We start from the raw sequence: 15967 nt of genomic DNA, 5'->3' as shown, positions 1-15967 counted from the left end.
AATGTTTTGTTATTAAGCCTTAAACGGCATAATCCTTGTTGTTTATATTTTGATGTTATTGTAATGCTAAAAGCTTTAGAATGCAATGCATTTTGAGTATATTTGGATAATATAAAGATAGAGTAGATTGTGAAGTTAAGCATCCCTAAAAGAAGAAAAAACAGAAGATTCAACTACACGCCTAGGTATTATGAAGGTAAGAGTGAAGGTAATATCTATGATTTTGAAAATAGAATTACTAAATATAGGGATACAACAAACGATATAGATTTTGGTGCGCATTGGGCAGAAGCTCGAACATCAAGTCGTACTCGCGGCAATCGCGAAATCAATAGAAGAGTCATATATGTTGTGATATTATTGGTTTTTATTTTTTTATATATAATAGATTTTGATTTATCCATATTTACTGCAAGACGATAAATGTCTGATATTATTCAATTATTACCAGATCACGTAGCAAACCAAATTGCTGCAGGAGAAGTGGTTCAAAGACCAGCTTCACTAGTAAAAGAGTTGTTAGAAAATGCTATAGATGCAAAGGCTACTCATATTAAGTTAATCATTAAAGAGGCAGGTAAAACTCTGGTGCAAGTGATTGATGATGGAGTAGGGATGAGCGCTACCGATGCTAGACTGAGTTTTGAGCGTCATGCAACTTCAAAAATAAGAACGGCAGAAGATCTTTTTCAATTAGATACCAAAGGTTTTAGAGGGGAAGCTCTAGCTTCTATTGCGGCAATTGCCCATGTAGAGTTAAAAACCAGACAGAAAAAAGACGAAGTAGGAACAGAGATAAAAATAGAAGGGAGTACAATAGTATCTCAAGAAGTATGTGTTACACCAGTAGGAACTTCTATAAGTGCGAAAAACTTGTTTTATAATATTCCTGCACGGCGTAACTTTTTGAAATCTAATGCGGTAGAGCTTCGACATATTATTGATGAATTTCATCGTGTAGCGATGGCGCATCCTACTATAAAGTTTGATATGTATCATAATGGGAATGAGGTTTTTAATTTACCAATATCAAAACAACGTCAACGTATAGTAAATATCTTTGGAGGAAAAACTAATGAAAAATTGGTTCCTGTAAAGGAAGAAACGGATTTAGTTACTATCAATGGTTTTGTAGGAAAACCTGAATATGCAAAACGTACCCGAGGGGAACAATTTTTCTTTGTCAATGATAGGTTTATAAAAAGTGCTTATCTCAATCACGCAGTCAATGCAGCTTTTGAAGGATTGTTAAAAGAAAAAACACATCCTAGTTACTTTTTATACCTTACCGTAGATCCTGTGTCTATTGATATTAATATTCATCCTACCAAAACGGAAATTAAATTTGAAGATGAGCATGCATTATACGCAATGTTACGTTCTTCTATAAAACATAGTTTAGGGCAGTTTAATGTAGCGCCTGTATTAGATTTTAATAGAGATTCATCAATGGATACTCCATATGAATATAAAGGTAAAACAGCTCAGACACCTATGATAGAGGTGGATCGTAGTTTTAATCCTTTTGCCGAGGAGGATAATGATGTGTCTGAAAAGAAAGAGACTTTTTCCAGTAAAAGTAATTATACGCCTTTCAAAAAAGAAGCCGCAGGAAGTTGGGAGAATTTGTATGTTGGATTAGAGTCAGATATGGGTACATCAAAATCAGAGGAAAATGATTTTTCCTCAGTAGAATTTGAAAGTGCAGAGGTTACTGGTTCATTATTTGAAACAGATGAGAAAAAAGTAGGGCATCATACTACCTACCAACTTAGAAAAAAATATATTGTCACTACCATAAAAAGTGGTATGGTTATCGTAAATCAATACAGAGCTCACCAACGTATTTTATACGAAGAGTTTTTGCGTAATATTACTATGGCAAGTGCAGTAAGTCAACAATTACTATTTCCTCTTACTCTTTCTTTTTCTCAAAAAGAAATTGCTCTTTTAGAGATTGTAAAAGAACAGTTAGAAAATACAGGGTTTGTTTTTGATGGGTTGTCTCCAGGAGAAGTAAAAATAACTGCAATACCATCGGTTGCCACAGAAAAAGAGGTGGCTGAACTATTAGAGAAATTAGTAAGTGATTTAGAGAATGAAGTACCAGATAGTAGTTTTTCGCAAACAGACTTACTTGCTAAATCAATAGCTAAAAGTATTGCTATACGTTCTGGAGTAGAATTAGCTCCAGAACAACAACAATATATGGTAAATAGCCTCTTTGCCTGTACAGAACCTACAGTAACACCAGATAATAAGCCAACTTTCATTACGTTAACAGTAGATGAAATTGACAAGAAATTTTAAAAATAAATGGGGAGAATTACAGATACAGTAAAGGGGATATTAATTATAAACATCATTTTTTTTATAGGATCATCAACCTTAGGTGATAGAGCGTTTGAGTGGTTCGCACTTTGGTTTCCAAAAAATGATAATTTCCAAATATGGCAACTTGTATCTCATATGTTTATGCATGGAGGAACGGGACATATTTTCTTTAATATGTTTGCCTTGTATATGTTTGGTAGTCATCTTGAAAACTCAATAGGGCAAAAGAAATTTCTTTTTATTTATTTTTTCTCAGGTTTTGGGGCAGCAGGATTTCAGTTGTTATTCTCTTATTTCCAATTTGGCCCAGGATATCAACAATTAGTAGAACAGGGCTTTTCGAATATAGAAATACGTAATATTATAATAAATGGTTATAATTCTAGGGAATATTTGAACTATCCAGAAATAATGCAAAATACCGTTGAGGCTTATGTAACTCCAATGGTAGGAGCTTCAGGTGCTATTTTTGGAGTATTAGCTGCATTTGCGGTGTTATATCCTAATTTGCCACTATATATTATGTTTATACCTGTTCCTATAAAAGCAAAATACTTGATAGGAGGGTATTTCTTACTCGATTTGTATGGTGGAATAACGGGACAAGCTATCTTGGGGCCTTCTAATGTTGCTCACTGGGCACATATTGGGGGTGCAGTAATTGGGTTTATCACAATGTGGTACTGGAAAAAGAATTCGTTTAATAATAAACGGTGGTATTAATATGACAACTAATAATTTATTATATCAGTTCAAAACGGCTAATATTGTAATTAGATTGATTGTTATCAATGTAGTTTTGTTTTTGTCTGCTACATTGTGTTCTTGGGTTTTTAAAACGAGTCCAGGAATATTAATGAATTGGTTTGTATTACCAGTAGATCCAGGGTCGTTGTTATTTCAGTTTTGGAGTGTACTTACCTATAGTTTTTTACATTTTGACTTTTGGCATATTTTCTGGAACATGTTGGTGTTATATTGGTTTGGGCAATATGTATTGAATCTCTTTACAGAAAAAAGATTTCTTACTATATATTTATTAGGCGCTATTTGTGGTGGCATACTGTTTGTTGCGGCGTATAATCTTTTCCCAGTTTTAAACGGTTCTCTAGCGTATTTGATAGGTGCTTCTGCAGCAGTACGAGCTATTATGATTTTTATAGCAGCATATACTCCAAATTCAGAAGTGCGAATTATATTTTTTAATGTCAAATTATGGCATATAGGAGTTTTTGTTGTGCTTTCTGATCTTATACAGATACCAACTTCGGCCAATGCAGGAGGGTTGATTGCTCACCTAGGAGGGGCTATTTTTGGGTATATGTATGCAGTTCAGTTAAAAAACGGAAAAGATATAGGGGAGTGGTTTGAAAAATTAATAGATAGAATTGTGGCCTTATTTACCTTCAAAAAGAAAAGCCCTTTAAAGACAGTTCATAAATCAAAAACATATAAGAAAACTACAACAAGAACTAAAACTTCTTCAAATAAGACTCTTAATCAACAGCAAATAGATGCTATTTTAGATAAAATTAGTAAAAGCGGTTATGATAGTTTAACAAAAGAAGAAAAGGATTTTTTATTTAAAGCAGGTAAGGAGTAAGTATGAGAAAGATATTACAAAAGATCATCTTTGTGATGAATTCTATAGCTGCTTTTGCACTATTATTATCTTATCTATTACCATACGTATCACCCAAAATGTTTCCTTTGCTATCGGTTTTGAGTTTGGCTGTACCTGTTTTGATATTGATTAATGTATCGTTTTTACTCTATTGGGCCATTTTGTTTAGTAAGAGGTTAATTCTTTCTCTTGTAGTGTTGATTTTAGGGGTGACACATATATCTTCACTTTATAAGCTCAGAGGGAAATCTATAGATAAAATAGAAAACAGTATTTCGTTAATGAGTTATAATGTACATAGTTTTAATCGCTTTTATTGGATAGACTCAAAAACAATACCCCAAGACATTTCAAAACTGGTACGAGAACAGAATCCTGATATTTTTTGTGTGCAAGAGTATTATAATAATCCAGATACCAATTTTAAACAATACTCATATAAATATCAGGAATTTAATGATAATAATGGAGAATTGGCATTGGCGATTTTTTCACAATTTCCGATAGTTAATAGAGGCTCTTTAAATTTTAAAAAAACGGCAAATAATGTGATTTTTGCAGATTTGGCACTTCCTAAAGATACAGTTAGGGTATATAATATTCACTTGCAGTCACATAGTATTAGTTCTAAAACAGATGAGCTGGCCAAAGCAGATTCTCAGAAGTTATTGAAACGAATTAGTAACTCGTTCAAAAAACAGCAAGTTCAAACAGAGCAGCTATTGACACATATGGAATCTTCTCCTTATAAAAATATAGTGATGGGAGATTTTAATAATACAGCATACTCATATGTGTACGATAAAATTAGATCAGAAAAACTACAAGATACTTTTAAGAATGCTGGAAAAGGCTTTGGTAAGACATTTAATTTTGAACTCTTTCCTGCACGTATTGATTTTATTTTAGTTCCTGAAGAATATGAGGTGTTTAGTTTTCAAACTTTTGATCAAGAACTTTCTGATCATTATCCTATACTTACTCAGATAGGTTTTTGAGTTTTATTCTTACCATTTTATAGCTAAGAAAGTATTAAGTGTTTTCTTTTTCTTTGGTTTTTGTATCTAGTAGTTGTAAAAGAGTTGGATTTCTATAATTTCCGTGCATAGATTGAATATGGTGATAGGCAGTATCTAGATCAATACCTATTGCAGAGATGTAAAGGGGTTTTTTGCTTTCCCCTCTTAGTAAGTGTCTTACATTTTTTATGTTTTTATAGAAGCCAGATTTAGCAACTCCAATGATCGGAGTTTTGCTTTTAAGACTCTCAAATAAATATGCACCTAATCCTGGTTTATCAAAATCATCTAAAAACACAAAACTATCTACAATTATCAAATCGATTTTTTTGAGATTTATTTTCTTTAATAAACTAATGATACAAGGTAATTCTCTTTTATAAAAAGCCCCAGGCTCATAATCAGCAATTTCTTCGATTATTTCAGAATAGATTTCTATTGGTTGCGTATCAGCCCATGAACTAAAAGAGATACAGACTGTTTTTGCTTTGTTGTCAAAATAATAAGTATCAAAGGCTAAGATCATATGGAGTAGGTTTTCTATTGTCAGGCCTAAGTTTAGGCTTCTATACTTATTTTGTATTCATCAATTTTTTGTTCTAGTCTATTGTTTAGGTATTCATTTTTATCTTTTAATGATTTTGAAATTGCTTTGGCCTCAGTGTGATACCTTATTATTTTTTCTTTACTCCAATGTTTAGGAGGGCCTTGTAAATTACTGATTCTATCTGCTAGTTTAACGATGCCGACCTCTTTTTCTAATTGATTTATTCTGTTTAAGCTATCGGTCATTTGTTCTTCTTTTGTAGATAGTGTTTTATCTTTTGATAAAGCAGCAACAGCCTTAGCAATACGTTCACCAAATTCATTTTTTATTTCTTCAAAATTGGTATTAGTATCTTCTATAGTGTCATGCAAGATAGCTGCTTGAATAGCAAAATTAATGTCAAAATTATTTTCAGAAGTATGAGCTAGTAATACTTCCATAGCTACATTAGAGATATGTAATAAATAGTTGATGTTGGTTCCTGGATATTTTTGATCTTTATGTTTTTCTCCAGCAAACTTCATTGCTTTTTGATATAGCTCTTGTGTCATAAATTTTAGTTTTGGGTAACTCTACTTTTTTTGAATATGCAAATCTAGGAGATTTCTGATTAATACATACATTTTGAATTTTATAATGATTTAAAAAAACGAATTTCTTAAGTTTTATCATGTTAAATGTAGATTTGATTTGCTGTAGGATTGATTATTTTTGGCAAGGGAAAATTTATATATTTAGTTATAATTATGAAATACATACATGTTTTTGCTTTTTCTATTTTGTTGTTTAATTGTTCAGGAGTAGATAAGGGTACTGATGCAACGTTTTGTGTGCCTGATAGGAGGGTAGTTTCTAATGCATGGGGAACGGGATTTGAGGTTAAATATAGTTATGAAAATCATATTTTAACCAAACGTAAATTTTATGAAAAAGATACACTCTTTAAGGTTGATAGGTTTGTGTATGATGATCTACAAAATGTAAGATATATTATTCGTACTCAAAGAAACCCTAAGAGGACTGATACTGTATGTTATCTTGAATACAAAGAAAAAGAATTGATGCGATATACATATCTTAATATTTATAAAGATACGTTGCTAGATTCCAGATTTGAATATGAACAGGGTAAATTGTCAAAAATTCACCAAAGAACTCAGTATTTAAGATTAGTTCAGAATGTAACAAATGATTCATTAGGTAATTTGACTCATCTCACTACCTCTACAGAAGTGCAAGGAAATACTTATAATCATGAGAATATTTGGGAACATAATGATCAACCTAATTACTATCGCTTTATCCCTACAATCCCTCTTGATTATACGAGGTATTTTTCTAAAAATAGAGTGGTTGAAGAAAAAAAATACATTAATACTGTAAAAAAGAATATAACCAAGATACTCTATAGGCATCACGATAGTGTTTCTTCATATGTAGAAGACAGAGGGCTTCAAAAAATGATACATTATTATAAGTGTTATTAGAAGGTGTTTTTTTGTATAGGCTTATCTCATCCAGCAGTCAACCTGATCTGTACATATGTGCCATAGTAATGCTAAGCCGATGATGCGTATTCTAGAAAAGAATAACATAAAAAGATATGCTGCTATTGCATAATAACTGTGTAAAGGGTGAAAGCCAATGCTACATCGATTTGGATCAAAAATCGGATTTGCTAATAAATGATCAAGATCAATTAGCATAGCAGCAATAAAAATAAGGTATACTTTTTTCCATTGTTTAGGGAAAAAAAGTAGTGCAAAAATTATAGGAATTATAAAATGAAACCCATAGTGGATAAAAGGTCGTAGCATTAAAAAATAGATTGATTTTCAAGATAGGGTATCGCATTTGTACCTTCATTAAATAATAAATCGAGAATAGATAGATTGGTTAGGAAACCTTGTTTGTTTTCAAAAACCTGAATGTATGGTTTAAAAGTAAATGCTTTTTCCTTTTTAGCGCGAATTAATTCTCTTAGGTCAGTAATTTCTTTTGGGTTTTTATGGTACAAAACTGTTTTAGTAAAAGGTACTTCTAGTTGTAAACAATCCATAATAACCTGCATGCACTCATAATTAAAATCCAAAAGATACTTTTTAGGTGTTTTGAACAAATGAAGCAACTCATCCTCATAATATTCAAAAAAGGGAGAGGTTCTATAAGCAGCTTCTAGTGATCTCCAGTGTAGTATTTGCCATTGAAAATCATTTTCTATCTGTACATCTCTATATAGTATTTTTTCTTTTGTTTTTGAGTGTTTAATAGGAATGGTTAATAATAATTTACCATTGGCTCCATAAATATACGTGCGATTACGATAGGTTTGTTTTTGATAATTATCTTCATTTTCAAATACAATACTATCTGATTGAGCGATTGCTACATACTGAGCAATAGTTCCAAAATACATAGGATGGAGTAGGGCAGTCTTCAATTGTACCGATAGTTAAAATTATTATGTAATGCCATAATTGCCTAGGTATTGATGTTTGCTACTCTTTTGTTTATGTGAAGTGGTCTAAACTTTTTGATTTTGGTAAAAAAGTTTAAACCACTTTTATATTATGCTTTTTTCTTTCTTTTACGATATTGGTTATAAATAATCCATCCAGCTAAAACAATAAGGAAATATTTGAAATAGGAAACAGGTTTTCCGCTTCCTCCAACGGTTGTAAACATACGTTCCCAACGTATTTTGTTGAATAGACCTTTGGCGTTGGCATCAAGACTAAGCCAAATAAATACAGGCTTACCTACAATATGATTAGCAGGTACATATCCCCATACACGACTGTCTTCACTATTATGGCGGTTATCACCCATCATCCAGTAATAGTCTTGTTTGAATGTGTACTCGTTAATTGGTTTGTTGTTAAGAAGTATCTGTGTGCCATTTACAGATAGTTTGTTATCAATTCCCATTTCTGACCCCTCGTAGACTTCAATGATTCTTCTATATAAAGAAAAGCTTTTGAGATCCATTTTTACAGTTTTTCCTGCTTCTGGAATATAGATAGCTCCAAAATTATCAGAATTCCAGTCTACCTTGCCATTATTAGGAAATATCTTAGGATCTTTTAGTCCTTTTGGTGCGATGGCTCTTTGTAGATTTTCTACATTTTGATGGTTTTTGAATCTAGATGCAGCTTCTTCTGTCATTCCTGCTGAACGAAACTGAGAATTATCGTACCAAAATTCATTTGGTTTTATTTTGTATCGATTGTATAGATTTTGAGGGTTAAAACTACTTCCCTTGGTGATTCCATTATAAGAAAACTGTAATTGAGCACGTTTTGGTAATTTATTTTGTTTCCCATTGATATGTACATATCCATCAACTACAGATAAAGAATCTCCAGGAACTCCTACACAGCGCTTTACGTAATTAGATTTTTTATCAATTGGCTTGTAATGATGTTTTCCATCTCCATATTGTTGAAAAGCATTTACAGTATCTATTGGCCAGCTAAATACGACGATATCGTTACGTTTAATTTTTTGAAAACCTGGTAATCTAAAATATGGATATTGTGGTGTGCTAGTGTATGATTTAGTTCGTACCACAGGGATAGTGTCATGAACCATAGGAAAAGATACTGCTGTCATTGGAGTACGTGCACCATAATGAAATTTACTTACAAATAAGAAATCCCCTACCAATAATGTTCTTTCTAAAGAACCAGTAGGAATGGTGTAAGGTTGCATAAAATAAGTATGTACTATTGTTGCCGCAACAATGGCAAATAAGATAGAGCTTATCCATTCTCCTGCAGCAGTTTTTGGTTTTAGGTCTCGATCCGTAATATGGTGTACATCTAGAGCGTAGTTGACATAAAATATATAAAACCCAAGTGTAACAATAACAAGTACTGTATCTGTTGTGGTGTTTTTACCAAAACTTCTAATGGTTTCTACCCAGATTACGGGTAACATAATTACATTAATAACAGGGATAAATAATAATATCACCCACCACCAAGGGCGGTTTATGATTTTCATTAAGATTACTGCATTATAAACTGGGATAAGAGCTTCCCAAGCTTTTCTACCTGCCTTAACATATAATTTCCAAGTGCCTAGAAAATGAATTACCTGAACTATCAGGAAAAAAATAAGCCATTCTGTAAGTATCATACTTTACTATTTTTTTATATCAGTCCTTCTTTTGTGTGTAATGTTACACTTTTATAGTCCTAATACGTCTTTCATATTATAAACTCCTGTTTTATCTTTTAGCCATTCTGCAGCCACTACTGCACCTAGAGCAAATCCATTACGGTTGTGTGCAGTATGTTTGATTTCGATATCATCAACGGCCGAAGAATAAGTTACAGTATGTGTACCAGGGGTTTTATCGATTCTTTTTGCAGTGATTGGAATTGTGTTTTTGTCATTACTATCCAATTGCCAAGCTTCTTTGTTTGAGTTTTCAATGATCCCTTCTGCAAGTGTTATTGCGGTTCCACTAGGAGCATCTAGTTTTTCTGTATGATGAATTTCCTCCATAGCAATCTCATATCCTTCTAGAGGCTTCATCATTTTTGCTAACTTTTTATTGAGTTCAAAAAATAAATTTACACCCAAACTATAATTAGAAGCATAAATAAATCCTCCTTTTTTTTCTTTGCATAATGTGATCATATCATCATAATGATCTAGCCAACCAGTAGTTCCCGAGATAACAGGAGTATTTGTATTGAAACAATTTGTGATGTTATTTACAGCAGCAGAGGGAATACTAAAATCTATTGCCACATCTGCATCAGAAAGATCATATGTGGTATCATCTTTATCTACTTTCAGCACTATAGTATGGCCTCGCTCTATTGCAATTTTTTCTATGGTTTTACCCATTTTACCATATCCTAGTAAGGCAATTTTCATATTTTTGGTTGGTATTAATTAGTTTTTAGAAAAATTAGTTAGAATCCCTTAAAAACTATAATTGAGTGACATTCCATAATTGGGTTTACTGTCAAACTCGTTAAAATTTATTTTTGGTTTAAAAGAAAGGTCATCTGTAACGTTATATTGCATTAAATGTGCAGTTACATTGGCATCTACTATATTGAGAAGATATATCCCTACAGTTACCAACAATGATAACTCTTTATCACGACGAAAACGATCTTGTAATGATATTAATTGATCATTGGTTATGTTAGGGAATTCATCATCTGTAAATCCTGCGAGTCTACGTTTGTAAATATCTCTGAAACGATTGTAATTATTATTATTATCGATATAGAAATAAACTCCTGTTCCTATGGCAGCATATACAATAGGAATTTTCCAATATTTTTTGGTGTATGCTTGACCAAGTCCAGGAAGAACAGCAGAATAAAATGCCGCCCTTGCAGGAGCTAAAGGCTCGTATGGGCGAATTTTTCTTTTCTTTTCTTTCTTTTTCTTTTTTACGGGAACTTCTTCTGTAGTAACTTTTAATTCGTCATTTTCTTGTGCAGAAATAGTGTGAATAGAAAGTAATACAAAAAGAGTAATATAAAAGAATTTAATCTTCACTATTTATAAGTTTCTTTATACGTTTGAAATCTTCTTCAGAAGAAAATGGTATGATAAGTTTACCACTTCCTTTTCCAGAGATTTTTACATCAATTTTTGCGCCAAAGTAGTCAGAAAACTCTTTTATTCCTTTTTTTACATGAACAGGTATTTCATTAGTTTTAGAAACTTTGCTATCCGTACTTGGGTTTTCGTCTTTGTTATTAATAGATCGAACCAGTTGCTCTGTATCTCTAACCGATAATGATTTTCCTATAATACTCTCATAGATATCCAATTGTTGTTGCTGGTCTTCTATATTAATCAAAGCGCGACCATGGCCCATTGATATAAAACCATCTCGCATTCCTGTTTGCACAATTGGGTCTAGTTTGAGTAATCTGAGGTAATTGGCAATAGTAGATCTTTTTTTACCTACTCTGTCACTCAATTGTTCTTGAGTAAGACTAATCTCATCAATAAGTCGCTGGTAAGACAATGCGATCTCTATAGGATCTAAGTCTTGTCTTTGTATATTCTCTACCAGCGCCATGGTTAGAGACTCCTGATCATTGGCAATACGAATGTAAGCAGGAATCGTTTTTAGTCCTACTAATTTAGAAGCTCTAAAACGTCGTTCCCCACTGACTAGCTGATAGTTGTTGAAATCTAGTTTCCTTACCGTTATAGGTTGTATAACACCTATTTCTTTTATAGAGGTAGCAAGTTCTCGTATGGTTTCATCATTAAAACTTGTACGAGGTTGAAAAGGGTTGACCTCTATACTTTCTAGTTCTAATTCTATAATGTTACCTACTACTTTATCTGCATTTTTATCCTCAACAGATTTTATATCATTATCAGGATCTTTTAATAATGCTGATAATCCTCTACCTAACGCCTGTTTTTTGGTTGCCTTCGCCATGTTGTCCTTAACTATTTTTCTTAATAATTTCGTGTGCCAAACTTAAGTAATTACTGGCACCTTTGCTAGAAGCATCATAATTAATTATGCTTTCACCATAACTAGGAGCTTCACTTAAACGAATATTCCTTTGAATAATTGTTTTAAACACCATTTCATTAAAGTGTTTTTGAACTTCTTCTACTACCTGATTTGATAATCTTAATCTCGAATCATACATAGTAAGGAGTAATCCTTCTATATCTAGGTTTTGATTATGAACTTTTTGTACACTTTTTATAGTGTTCAAAAGTTTTCCTAATCCTTCTAAGGCAAAATACTCACATTGAATAGGGATCATTACAGAATCCGCTGCGGTCAATGCATTTAGAGTTAATAAACCAAGAGACGGGGCACAATCTATAAGGATATAATCATATTCAGATTTTAAACCTTCTATAACTTTTTTCAACATATACTCACGTTGATCTTTGTCAACAAGCTCTATCTCAATAGCCACAAGGTCAATATGTGCTGGGATGATATCTACATTTGGAGCATTTGTCTCCAAAATTGCATCTAGAGGTGTTACTGTATGTTCAAGGATTTGATAAGTTCCTTTCTCAATACTTTCTACATCTAATCCTAGTCCAGAAGTCGCATTGGCTTGCGGATCGGCATCGATAAGAAGTACTTTTTTCTCTAAAACACCTAGAGAAGCTGCTAAATTTACTGAGGTAGTAGTTTTACCTACACCACCTTTTTGATTGGCAATCGCTATTATTTTACCCATAGGGGGAGATTTGGATTTATAGCGATAAAAATACGATTTATTATATATTATAAAAATGAAAAATGTTAACAGTAAGAAATAAAAAAGACCATCCCCCTGTGTGAATGGTCTGATCTACTTTTATTATTGTTAATAAAATTTTACTTATTTTTTTTTGCTCTAATCATTGCTTCGAGTTGATCCCACATTTCTTCAGGTATTTGCTCCAATAAATTGAATTGACCAGCTCCTTTTAACCATTCACCTCCATCTAGAGTTACTACTTCACCATTTACGTATGCAGAAAAGTCAGAAACTAAATAAGCGGCAAGATTTGCAAGTTCTTGATGATCACCTACTCGTGCAAGAGGTACTTGCTTTGCCATATCTATTTTATCTTTGAGATCTCCTGGTAATAATCGATCCCATGCTCCTTTTGTAGGAAAAGGGCCTGGAGCAATAGCATTAAAACGCATGCCGTATTTTGCCCATTCTACTGCCAATGATCTAGTCATTGCCAATACTCCTGCTTTTGCAGTTGCACTTGGTACTACATAGGCAGATCCAGTCCATGCGTATGTTGTTACAATATTAAGGACCACAGTATTCTTATACTTGTTCTCAATCCAGTATTTTCCAAAGGCAAGAGTACAGTTTTTGGTTCCCTTTAGTACAATATCGATTATAATATCAAATGCACGGTGAGATAAACGTTCTGTTGGAGAAATAAAATTTCCAGCAGCATTGTTAAGTAATATATCTACAGATCCAAAAGCATCTAGAACTTGATCTCTCATAGCTTCTACCTGATCATACTCTCTAACATCACATTGTACAGGTAGGCATGTACCACCTGTTTCGGCTTCTAGTTCTTTGGCAGTATTTTGTAACTTCTCTAAATTACGAGAGGAAATAGCTACATTGGCTCCAAGTTCTAAAAAATACCGAGTCATAGATTTACCTAGCCCGCTACCTCCACCAGTAACAACAATATTTTTTCCTTTTAGCGCTCCGTCACGAAGCATTTTATCTGTATAGTTCATAAGTATAAGTATCGATATTTTGCTAAAGTACTAAAAAAACTATGCATGCATAGTTTTTTTAACACCTCCTTTTAGCTATTTAGCTAAAATACTATTAATTATAATGCACTACGTAATACGAAGTTTAAAAAAACAACATTTAGTTAGTGTGTTTGATTATCAGTGAGGTAGCTAGTAAAAAAAAAGATTGCTTACTGAAAAATAATAAAGAGTACTGGTTTATAATCACAATAGACCTATCATATATTACTCAGTCATAATAGATGAATTAATGTTGGTTTTTATGCAGTTGTGATCTAATACATGAGAATTATAAAATTAGTAAAGAAATGCTACTAATTAGGTAACGTTTTGTCTTGTTATGACATACATAATAGAACGTTAAAGCCTATTGTAATGTTCAGTAAATCAATTAAATTTAGTTTATAGTTGATTTTTGTAATGCAATTTTTACCTTTTAACTCTACATTCTTATGATTATAAAAAAGTACTTATTTTCTTGGATGATTTTGGCTCTATCTCTACTAGGAGGTTTTTCTTTTCTTTCTGCTCAATCAAAATCAAGTTTACATAAAATCTATGGATATGTTACAGCCGATAATATTCCTATAAAAAATGTTAACATTTTTGTAAAGAATAAAAATAGGAGAACAATTACAGATGAAAAAGGCTATTATTATATAGAAGCATCAGAAAGAGAAACTATCCAGTTTTCTTTTGTAGGGAAAAAAACAGTAGAAATTATTGTAGAAGATGTTACTCAACTTCTCAATATCAAGATGACAAACGATGTTAATAAGCTAGATGAAGTTTTGATTAAAAAAGAGGCTGATAAAAAACAATATTCTTTAGCAAAAAAAACAGAATTAGATAAGTTGAATACTGCTTATGGAGAAATTGATATGAAAAGTTCGGCATTTTCTTATTGGCTCGTAGAAGGAAAACACCTTAATAGAGGGGGTGTAGATTTGATAGAAGCGATACAAGGAGTTATTCCTACTTATGGTATTTCTAATGATGGACTTGGTAGAAAAAGAGTTAGAGTGCGGCCAGTAATGAGTGAAAAAAATGGATTTGCAATTTGGGATATTGATGGAGTTGTTTATAATTACCCTCCTCATATTGATATAAATGATATAGAACATATGGTAGTTCTTAAAGGTTTAGGAGGGACAACAAATTATGGAATGCGAGGAGCAGGAGGAGTGATTGTTGTAACAACAAAGAGCTCAATATTTCTTAATACACATAAAGCAGAACAAAAAGCTAGGGGTAATCAATATAAAAATGATGCTTTCCCTTATATAGATGCTGTATCAACTACAATTATTGATGATTTTAAAAAAGTAAATTCAAGCGCTACCGATACTGGATTGTATGAAGCTTATAGAGCTTTATTAAATAAGCATAAAAAACAACCGAGTTTTTATCTAGATATAGCTACTTATTTCAAAAAAGAAAAAAACAATAGAAAACTTTCTTTAGAAGTATTATCAGATATGGAAAAGGAGTTTCATGAAAATGCAGAAGCTCTTAAGGCTCTTGCATATACATATGAGGAGCTAGGAGAGCAATCAAAAGCTCTGAATGTTTATAATACAATTGTTTATTTAAGACCTTCTTATGCACAGTCTTTTCGAGATTTAGCGAATTCTTATTTTGCAAACAGAGAATATCAAAATGCATGGGATATGTATTTAAGGTATTTACAACGAGGGTTTAAATTAGAAGAAAAAGGTATTGAGCAAATGGTTTATAATGAAATGAAGTATTTGTATACCCATAAAAAAGATGTAGCAAAAATTAAAGAAACTTTTGAAATTAAAAAAGAAGAAGAAGAAACATTGACTAGTGATATTCGTGTTGTTTTTGAATGGAATACCTCTGAGGCAGAGTTTTTATTAGAATTTGTTGATCCCGAGTTAAATTCTTTTGTTTACGAGCATTCTCAAGAAAAAAGTAAGGATCGTATTCTTGATGAGAAGATAAAAGGGTATTCTTCTGATGAGTTTTTTATTTATAATTTAAATAAAGGGGAGTGGTTGATAAATATAAAGTATTTAGGGAATAAGAAAAATGTGCCTACTTATTTAAAAGCAACGGTTTACAGGAATTGGGGTAGGGAGAATCAAGTAAAAGATGTCAAACTATTCAAACTCAATAAATATAACCATAAAATGCAATTATTTACATTTAACTCATTGTTTAGGTAAAAG

The 15967-nt window shown here is 32.1% G+C and carries 17 protein-coding genes; 7 read left to right on the top strand and 10 right to left on the bottom strand.

Translation table 11 applies throughout. From position 1 onward, the window contains the following. The first annotated feature begins 129 nt into the window (after positions 1-129). The 5 genes from DG508_RS13975 to DG508_RS13955 are packed head-to-tail and all read left to right on the top strand — an operon-like array spanning position 130 to position 4956. Complete coding sequence (locus DG508_RS13975; RefSeq protein WP_199912792.1) at positions 130-423, top strand: hypothetical protein; 294 nt, start codon at positions 130-132, stop codon at positions 421-423. Continuing rightward, on the top strand, positions 424-2310 hold the full coding sequence (gene mutL / locus DG508_RS13970; protein ID WP_108868738.1) for a DNA mismatch repair endonuclease MutL: 1887 nt from the start codon (positions 424-426) through the stop codon (positions 2308-2310). A 6-nt stretch (positions 2311-2316) separates the two neighbouring features. Beyond that, complete coding sequence (locus DG508_RS13965) at positions 2317-3057, top strand: rhomboid family intramembrane serine protease (RefSeq protein ID WP_108868737.1); 741 nt, start codon at positions 2317-2319, stop codon at positions 3055-3057. Position 3058: 1 nt separating this feature from the next. Next, the gene (locus DG508_RS13960) at positions 3059-3937 is read left to right on the top strand and encodes a rhomboid family intramembrane serine protease (RefSeq protein ID WP_108868736.1); all 879 of its coding nucleotides are present in this window, start codon (positions 3059-3061) and stop codon (positions 3935-3937) included. A 2-nt stretch (positions 3938-3939) separates the two neighbouring features. After that, the gene (locus tag DG508_RS13955) at positions 3940-4956 is read left to right on the top strand and encodes an endonuclease/exonuclease/phosphatase family protein (protein ID WP_108868735.1); all 1017 of its coding nucleotides are present in this window, start codon (positions 3940-3942) and stop codon (positions 4954-4956) included. A 34-nt stretch (positions 4957-4990) separates the two neighbouring features. On the opposite strand, the gene DG508_RS13950 is transcribed toward DG508_RS13955, so the two are convergent. Next, positions 4991-5521 carry an endonuclease V gene (locus tag DG508_RS13950; RefSeq protein ID WP_255412571.1) on the bottom strand — a complete coding sequence of 177 codons (531 nt, stop codon included), beginning with the start codon at positions 5519-5521 and terminating at the stop codon, positions 4991-4993. Positions 5522-5535: 14 nt separating this feature from the next. Then, positions 5536-6075, bottom strand: a complete 540-nt coding sequence (locus DG508_RS13945; RefSeq protein WP_108868733.1) for an HD domain-containing protein — start codon at positions 6073-6075, stop codon at positions 5536-5538. Positions 6076-6270: 195 nt separating this feature from the next. Here DG508_RS13945 and DG508_RS13940 point away from each other — a divergent pair, with 195 nt between their 5' ends. Next, complete coding sequence (locus DG508_RS13940; protein WP_108868732.1) at positions 6271-7011, top strand: hypothetical protein; 741 nt, start codon at positions 6271-6273, stop codon at positions 7009-7011. A 21-nt stretch (positions 7012-7032) separates the two neighbouring features. Here the strand turns inward: DG508_RS13940 and DG508_RS13935 are convergent, their stop codons facing one another. From DG508_RS13935 to DG508_RS13900, 8 genes are all read right to left on the bottom strand, one after another. After that, the gene (locus DG508_RS13935; protein ID WP_108868731.1) at positions 7033-7341 is read right to left on the bottom strand and encodes a DUF6122 family protein; all 309 of its coding nucleotides are present in this window, start codon (positions 7339-7341) and stop codon (positions 7033-7035) included. After that, positions 7341-7964, bottom strand: coding sequence for a WbqC family protein (locus tag DG508_RS13930; RefSeq protein ID WP_108868730.1), 624 nt, complete (start codon positions 7962-7964; stop codon positions 7341-7343). The genes DG508_RS13935 and DG508_RS13930 overlap by 1 nt, the downstream gene beginning before the upstream one ends. Positions 7965-8092: 128 nt before the next feature. After that, positions 8093-9664: a signal peptidase I gene (gene lepB / locus DG508_RS13925; RefSeq protein ID WP_108868729.1), complete on the bottom strand. Its 1572-nt coding sequence runs from the start codon at positions 9662-9664 to the stop codon at positions 8093-8095. A gap of 51 nt (positions 9665-9715) precedes the next feature. Then, positions 9716-10414: a 4-hydroxy-tetrahydrodipicolinate reductase gene (gene dapB, locus DG508_RS13920; RefSeq protein WP_108868728.1), complete on the bottom strand. Its 699-nt coding sequence runs from the start codon at positions 10412-10414 to the stop codon at positions 9716-9718. A 48-nt stretch (positions 10415-10462) separates the two neighbouring features. After that, a complete protein-coding gene (locus DG508_RS13915) occupies positions 10463-11053 on the bottom strand; it encodes a DUF5683 domain-containing protein (protein ID WP_234418233.1) in 591 nt (196 codons plus the stop codon). Beyond that, a complete protein-coding gene (locus DG508_RS13910; protein ID WP_108868727.1) occupies positions 11043-11957 on the bottom strand; it encodes a ParB/RepB/Spo0J family partition protein in 915 nt (304 codons plus the stop codon). The genes DG508_RS13915 and DG508_RS13910 overlap by 11 nt, the downstream gene beginning before the upstream one ends. A gap of 7 nt (positions 11958-11964) precedes the next feature. Further along, entirely contained in the window at positions 11965-12729 is a 765-nt protein-coding gene (locus tag DG508_RS13905) for a ParA family protein (RefSeq protein WP_108868726.1), read from the bottom strand. A gap of 140 nt (positions 12730-12869) precedes the next feature. Continuing rightward, complete coding sequence (locus DG508_RS13900) at positions 12870-13751, bottom strand: SDR family oxidoreductase (protein ID WP_108868725.1); 882 nt, start codon at positions 13749-13751, stop codon at positions 12870-12872. Positions 13752-14224: 473 nt separating this feature from the next. Here DG508_RS13900 and DG508_RS13895 point away from each other — a divergent pair, with 473 nt between their 5' ends. Continuing rightward, a complete protein-coding gene (locus DG508_RS13895) occupies positions 14225-15964 on the top strand; it encodes a carboxypeptidase-like regulatory domain-containing protein (protein ID WP_108868724.1) in 1740 nt (579 codons plus the stop codon). The last annotated feature ends 3 nt before the right edge of the window (positions 15965-15967 follow it).

Source organism: Aquimarina aquimarini (assembly GCF_900299535.1).
Taxonomy (GTDB): Bacteria; Bacteroidota; Bacteroidia; order Flavobacteriales; family Flavobacteriaceae; genus Aquimarina; species Aquimarina aquimarini.
Note: the sequence above shows the minus strand (reverse complement) of the source record. Positions and strands in the feature narration are given on the sequence as shown.

What these genes read in the sequence shown, in the direction of transcription:
- mutL (WP_108868738.1), top strand. Translation starts at nt 424, where the DNA reads ATGTCTGATATTATTCAATTATTACCAGATCACGTAGCAAACCAAATT.
- DG508_RS13965 (WP_108868737.1), top strand. Translation starts at nt 2,317, where the DNA reads ATGGGGAGAATTACAGATACAGTAAAGGGGATATTAATTATAAACATC.
- DG508_RS13960 (WP_108868736.1), top strand. Translation starts at nt 3,059, where the DNA reads ATGACAACTAATAATTTATTATATCAGTTCAAAACGGCTAATATTGTA.
- DG508_RS13955 (WP_108868735.1), top strand. Translation starts at nt 3,940, where the DNA reads ATGAGAAAGATATTACAAAAGATCATCTTTGTGATGAATTCTATAGCT.
- DG508_RS13945 (WP_108868733.1), bottom strand. Translation starts at nt 6,075, where the DNA reads ATGACACAAGAGCTATATCAAAAAGCAATGAAGTTTGCTGGAGAAAAA.
- DG508_RS13940 (WP_108868732.1), top strand. Translation starts at nt 6,271, where the DNA reads ATGAAATACATACATGTTTTTGCTTTTTCTATTTTGTTGTTTAATTGT.
- DG508_RS13935 (WP_108868731.1), bottom strand. Translation starts at nt 7,341, where the DNA reads ATGCTACGACCTTTTATCCACTATGGGTTTCATTTTATAATTCCTATA.
- lepB (WP_108868729.1), bottom strand. Translation starts at nt 9,664, where the DNA reads ATGATACTTACAGAATGGCTTATTTTTTTCCTGATAGTTCAGGTAATT.
- dapB (WP_108868728.1), bottom strand. Translation starts at nt 10,414, where the DNA reads ATGAAAATTGCCTTACTAGGATATGGTAAAATGGGTAAAACCATAGAA.
- DG508_RS13910 (WP_108868727.1), bottom strand. Translation starts at nt 11,957, where the DNA reads ATGGCGAAGGCAACCAAAAAACAGGCGTTAGGTAGAGGATTATCAGCA.
- DG508_RS13905 (WP_108868726.1), bottom strand. Translation starts at nt 12,729, where the DNA reads ATGGGTAAAATAATAGCGATTGCCAATCAAAAAGGTGGTGTAGGTAAA.
- DG508_RS13900 (WP_108868725.1), bottom strand. Translation starts at nt 13,751, where the DNA reads ATGAACTATACAGATAAAATGCTTCGTGACGGAGCGCTAAAAGGAAAA.
- DG508_RS13895 (WP_108868724.1), top strand. Translation starts at nt 14,225, where the DNA reads ATGATTATAAAAAAGTACTTATTTTCTTGGATGATTTTGGCTCTATCT.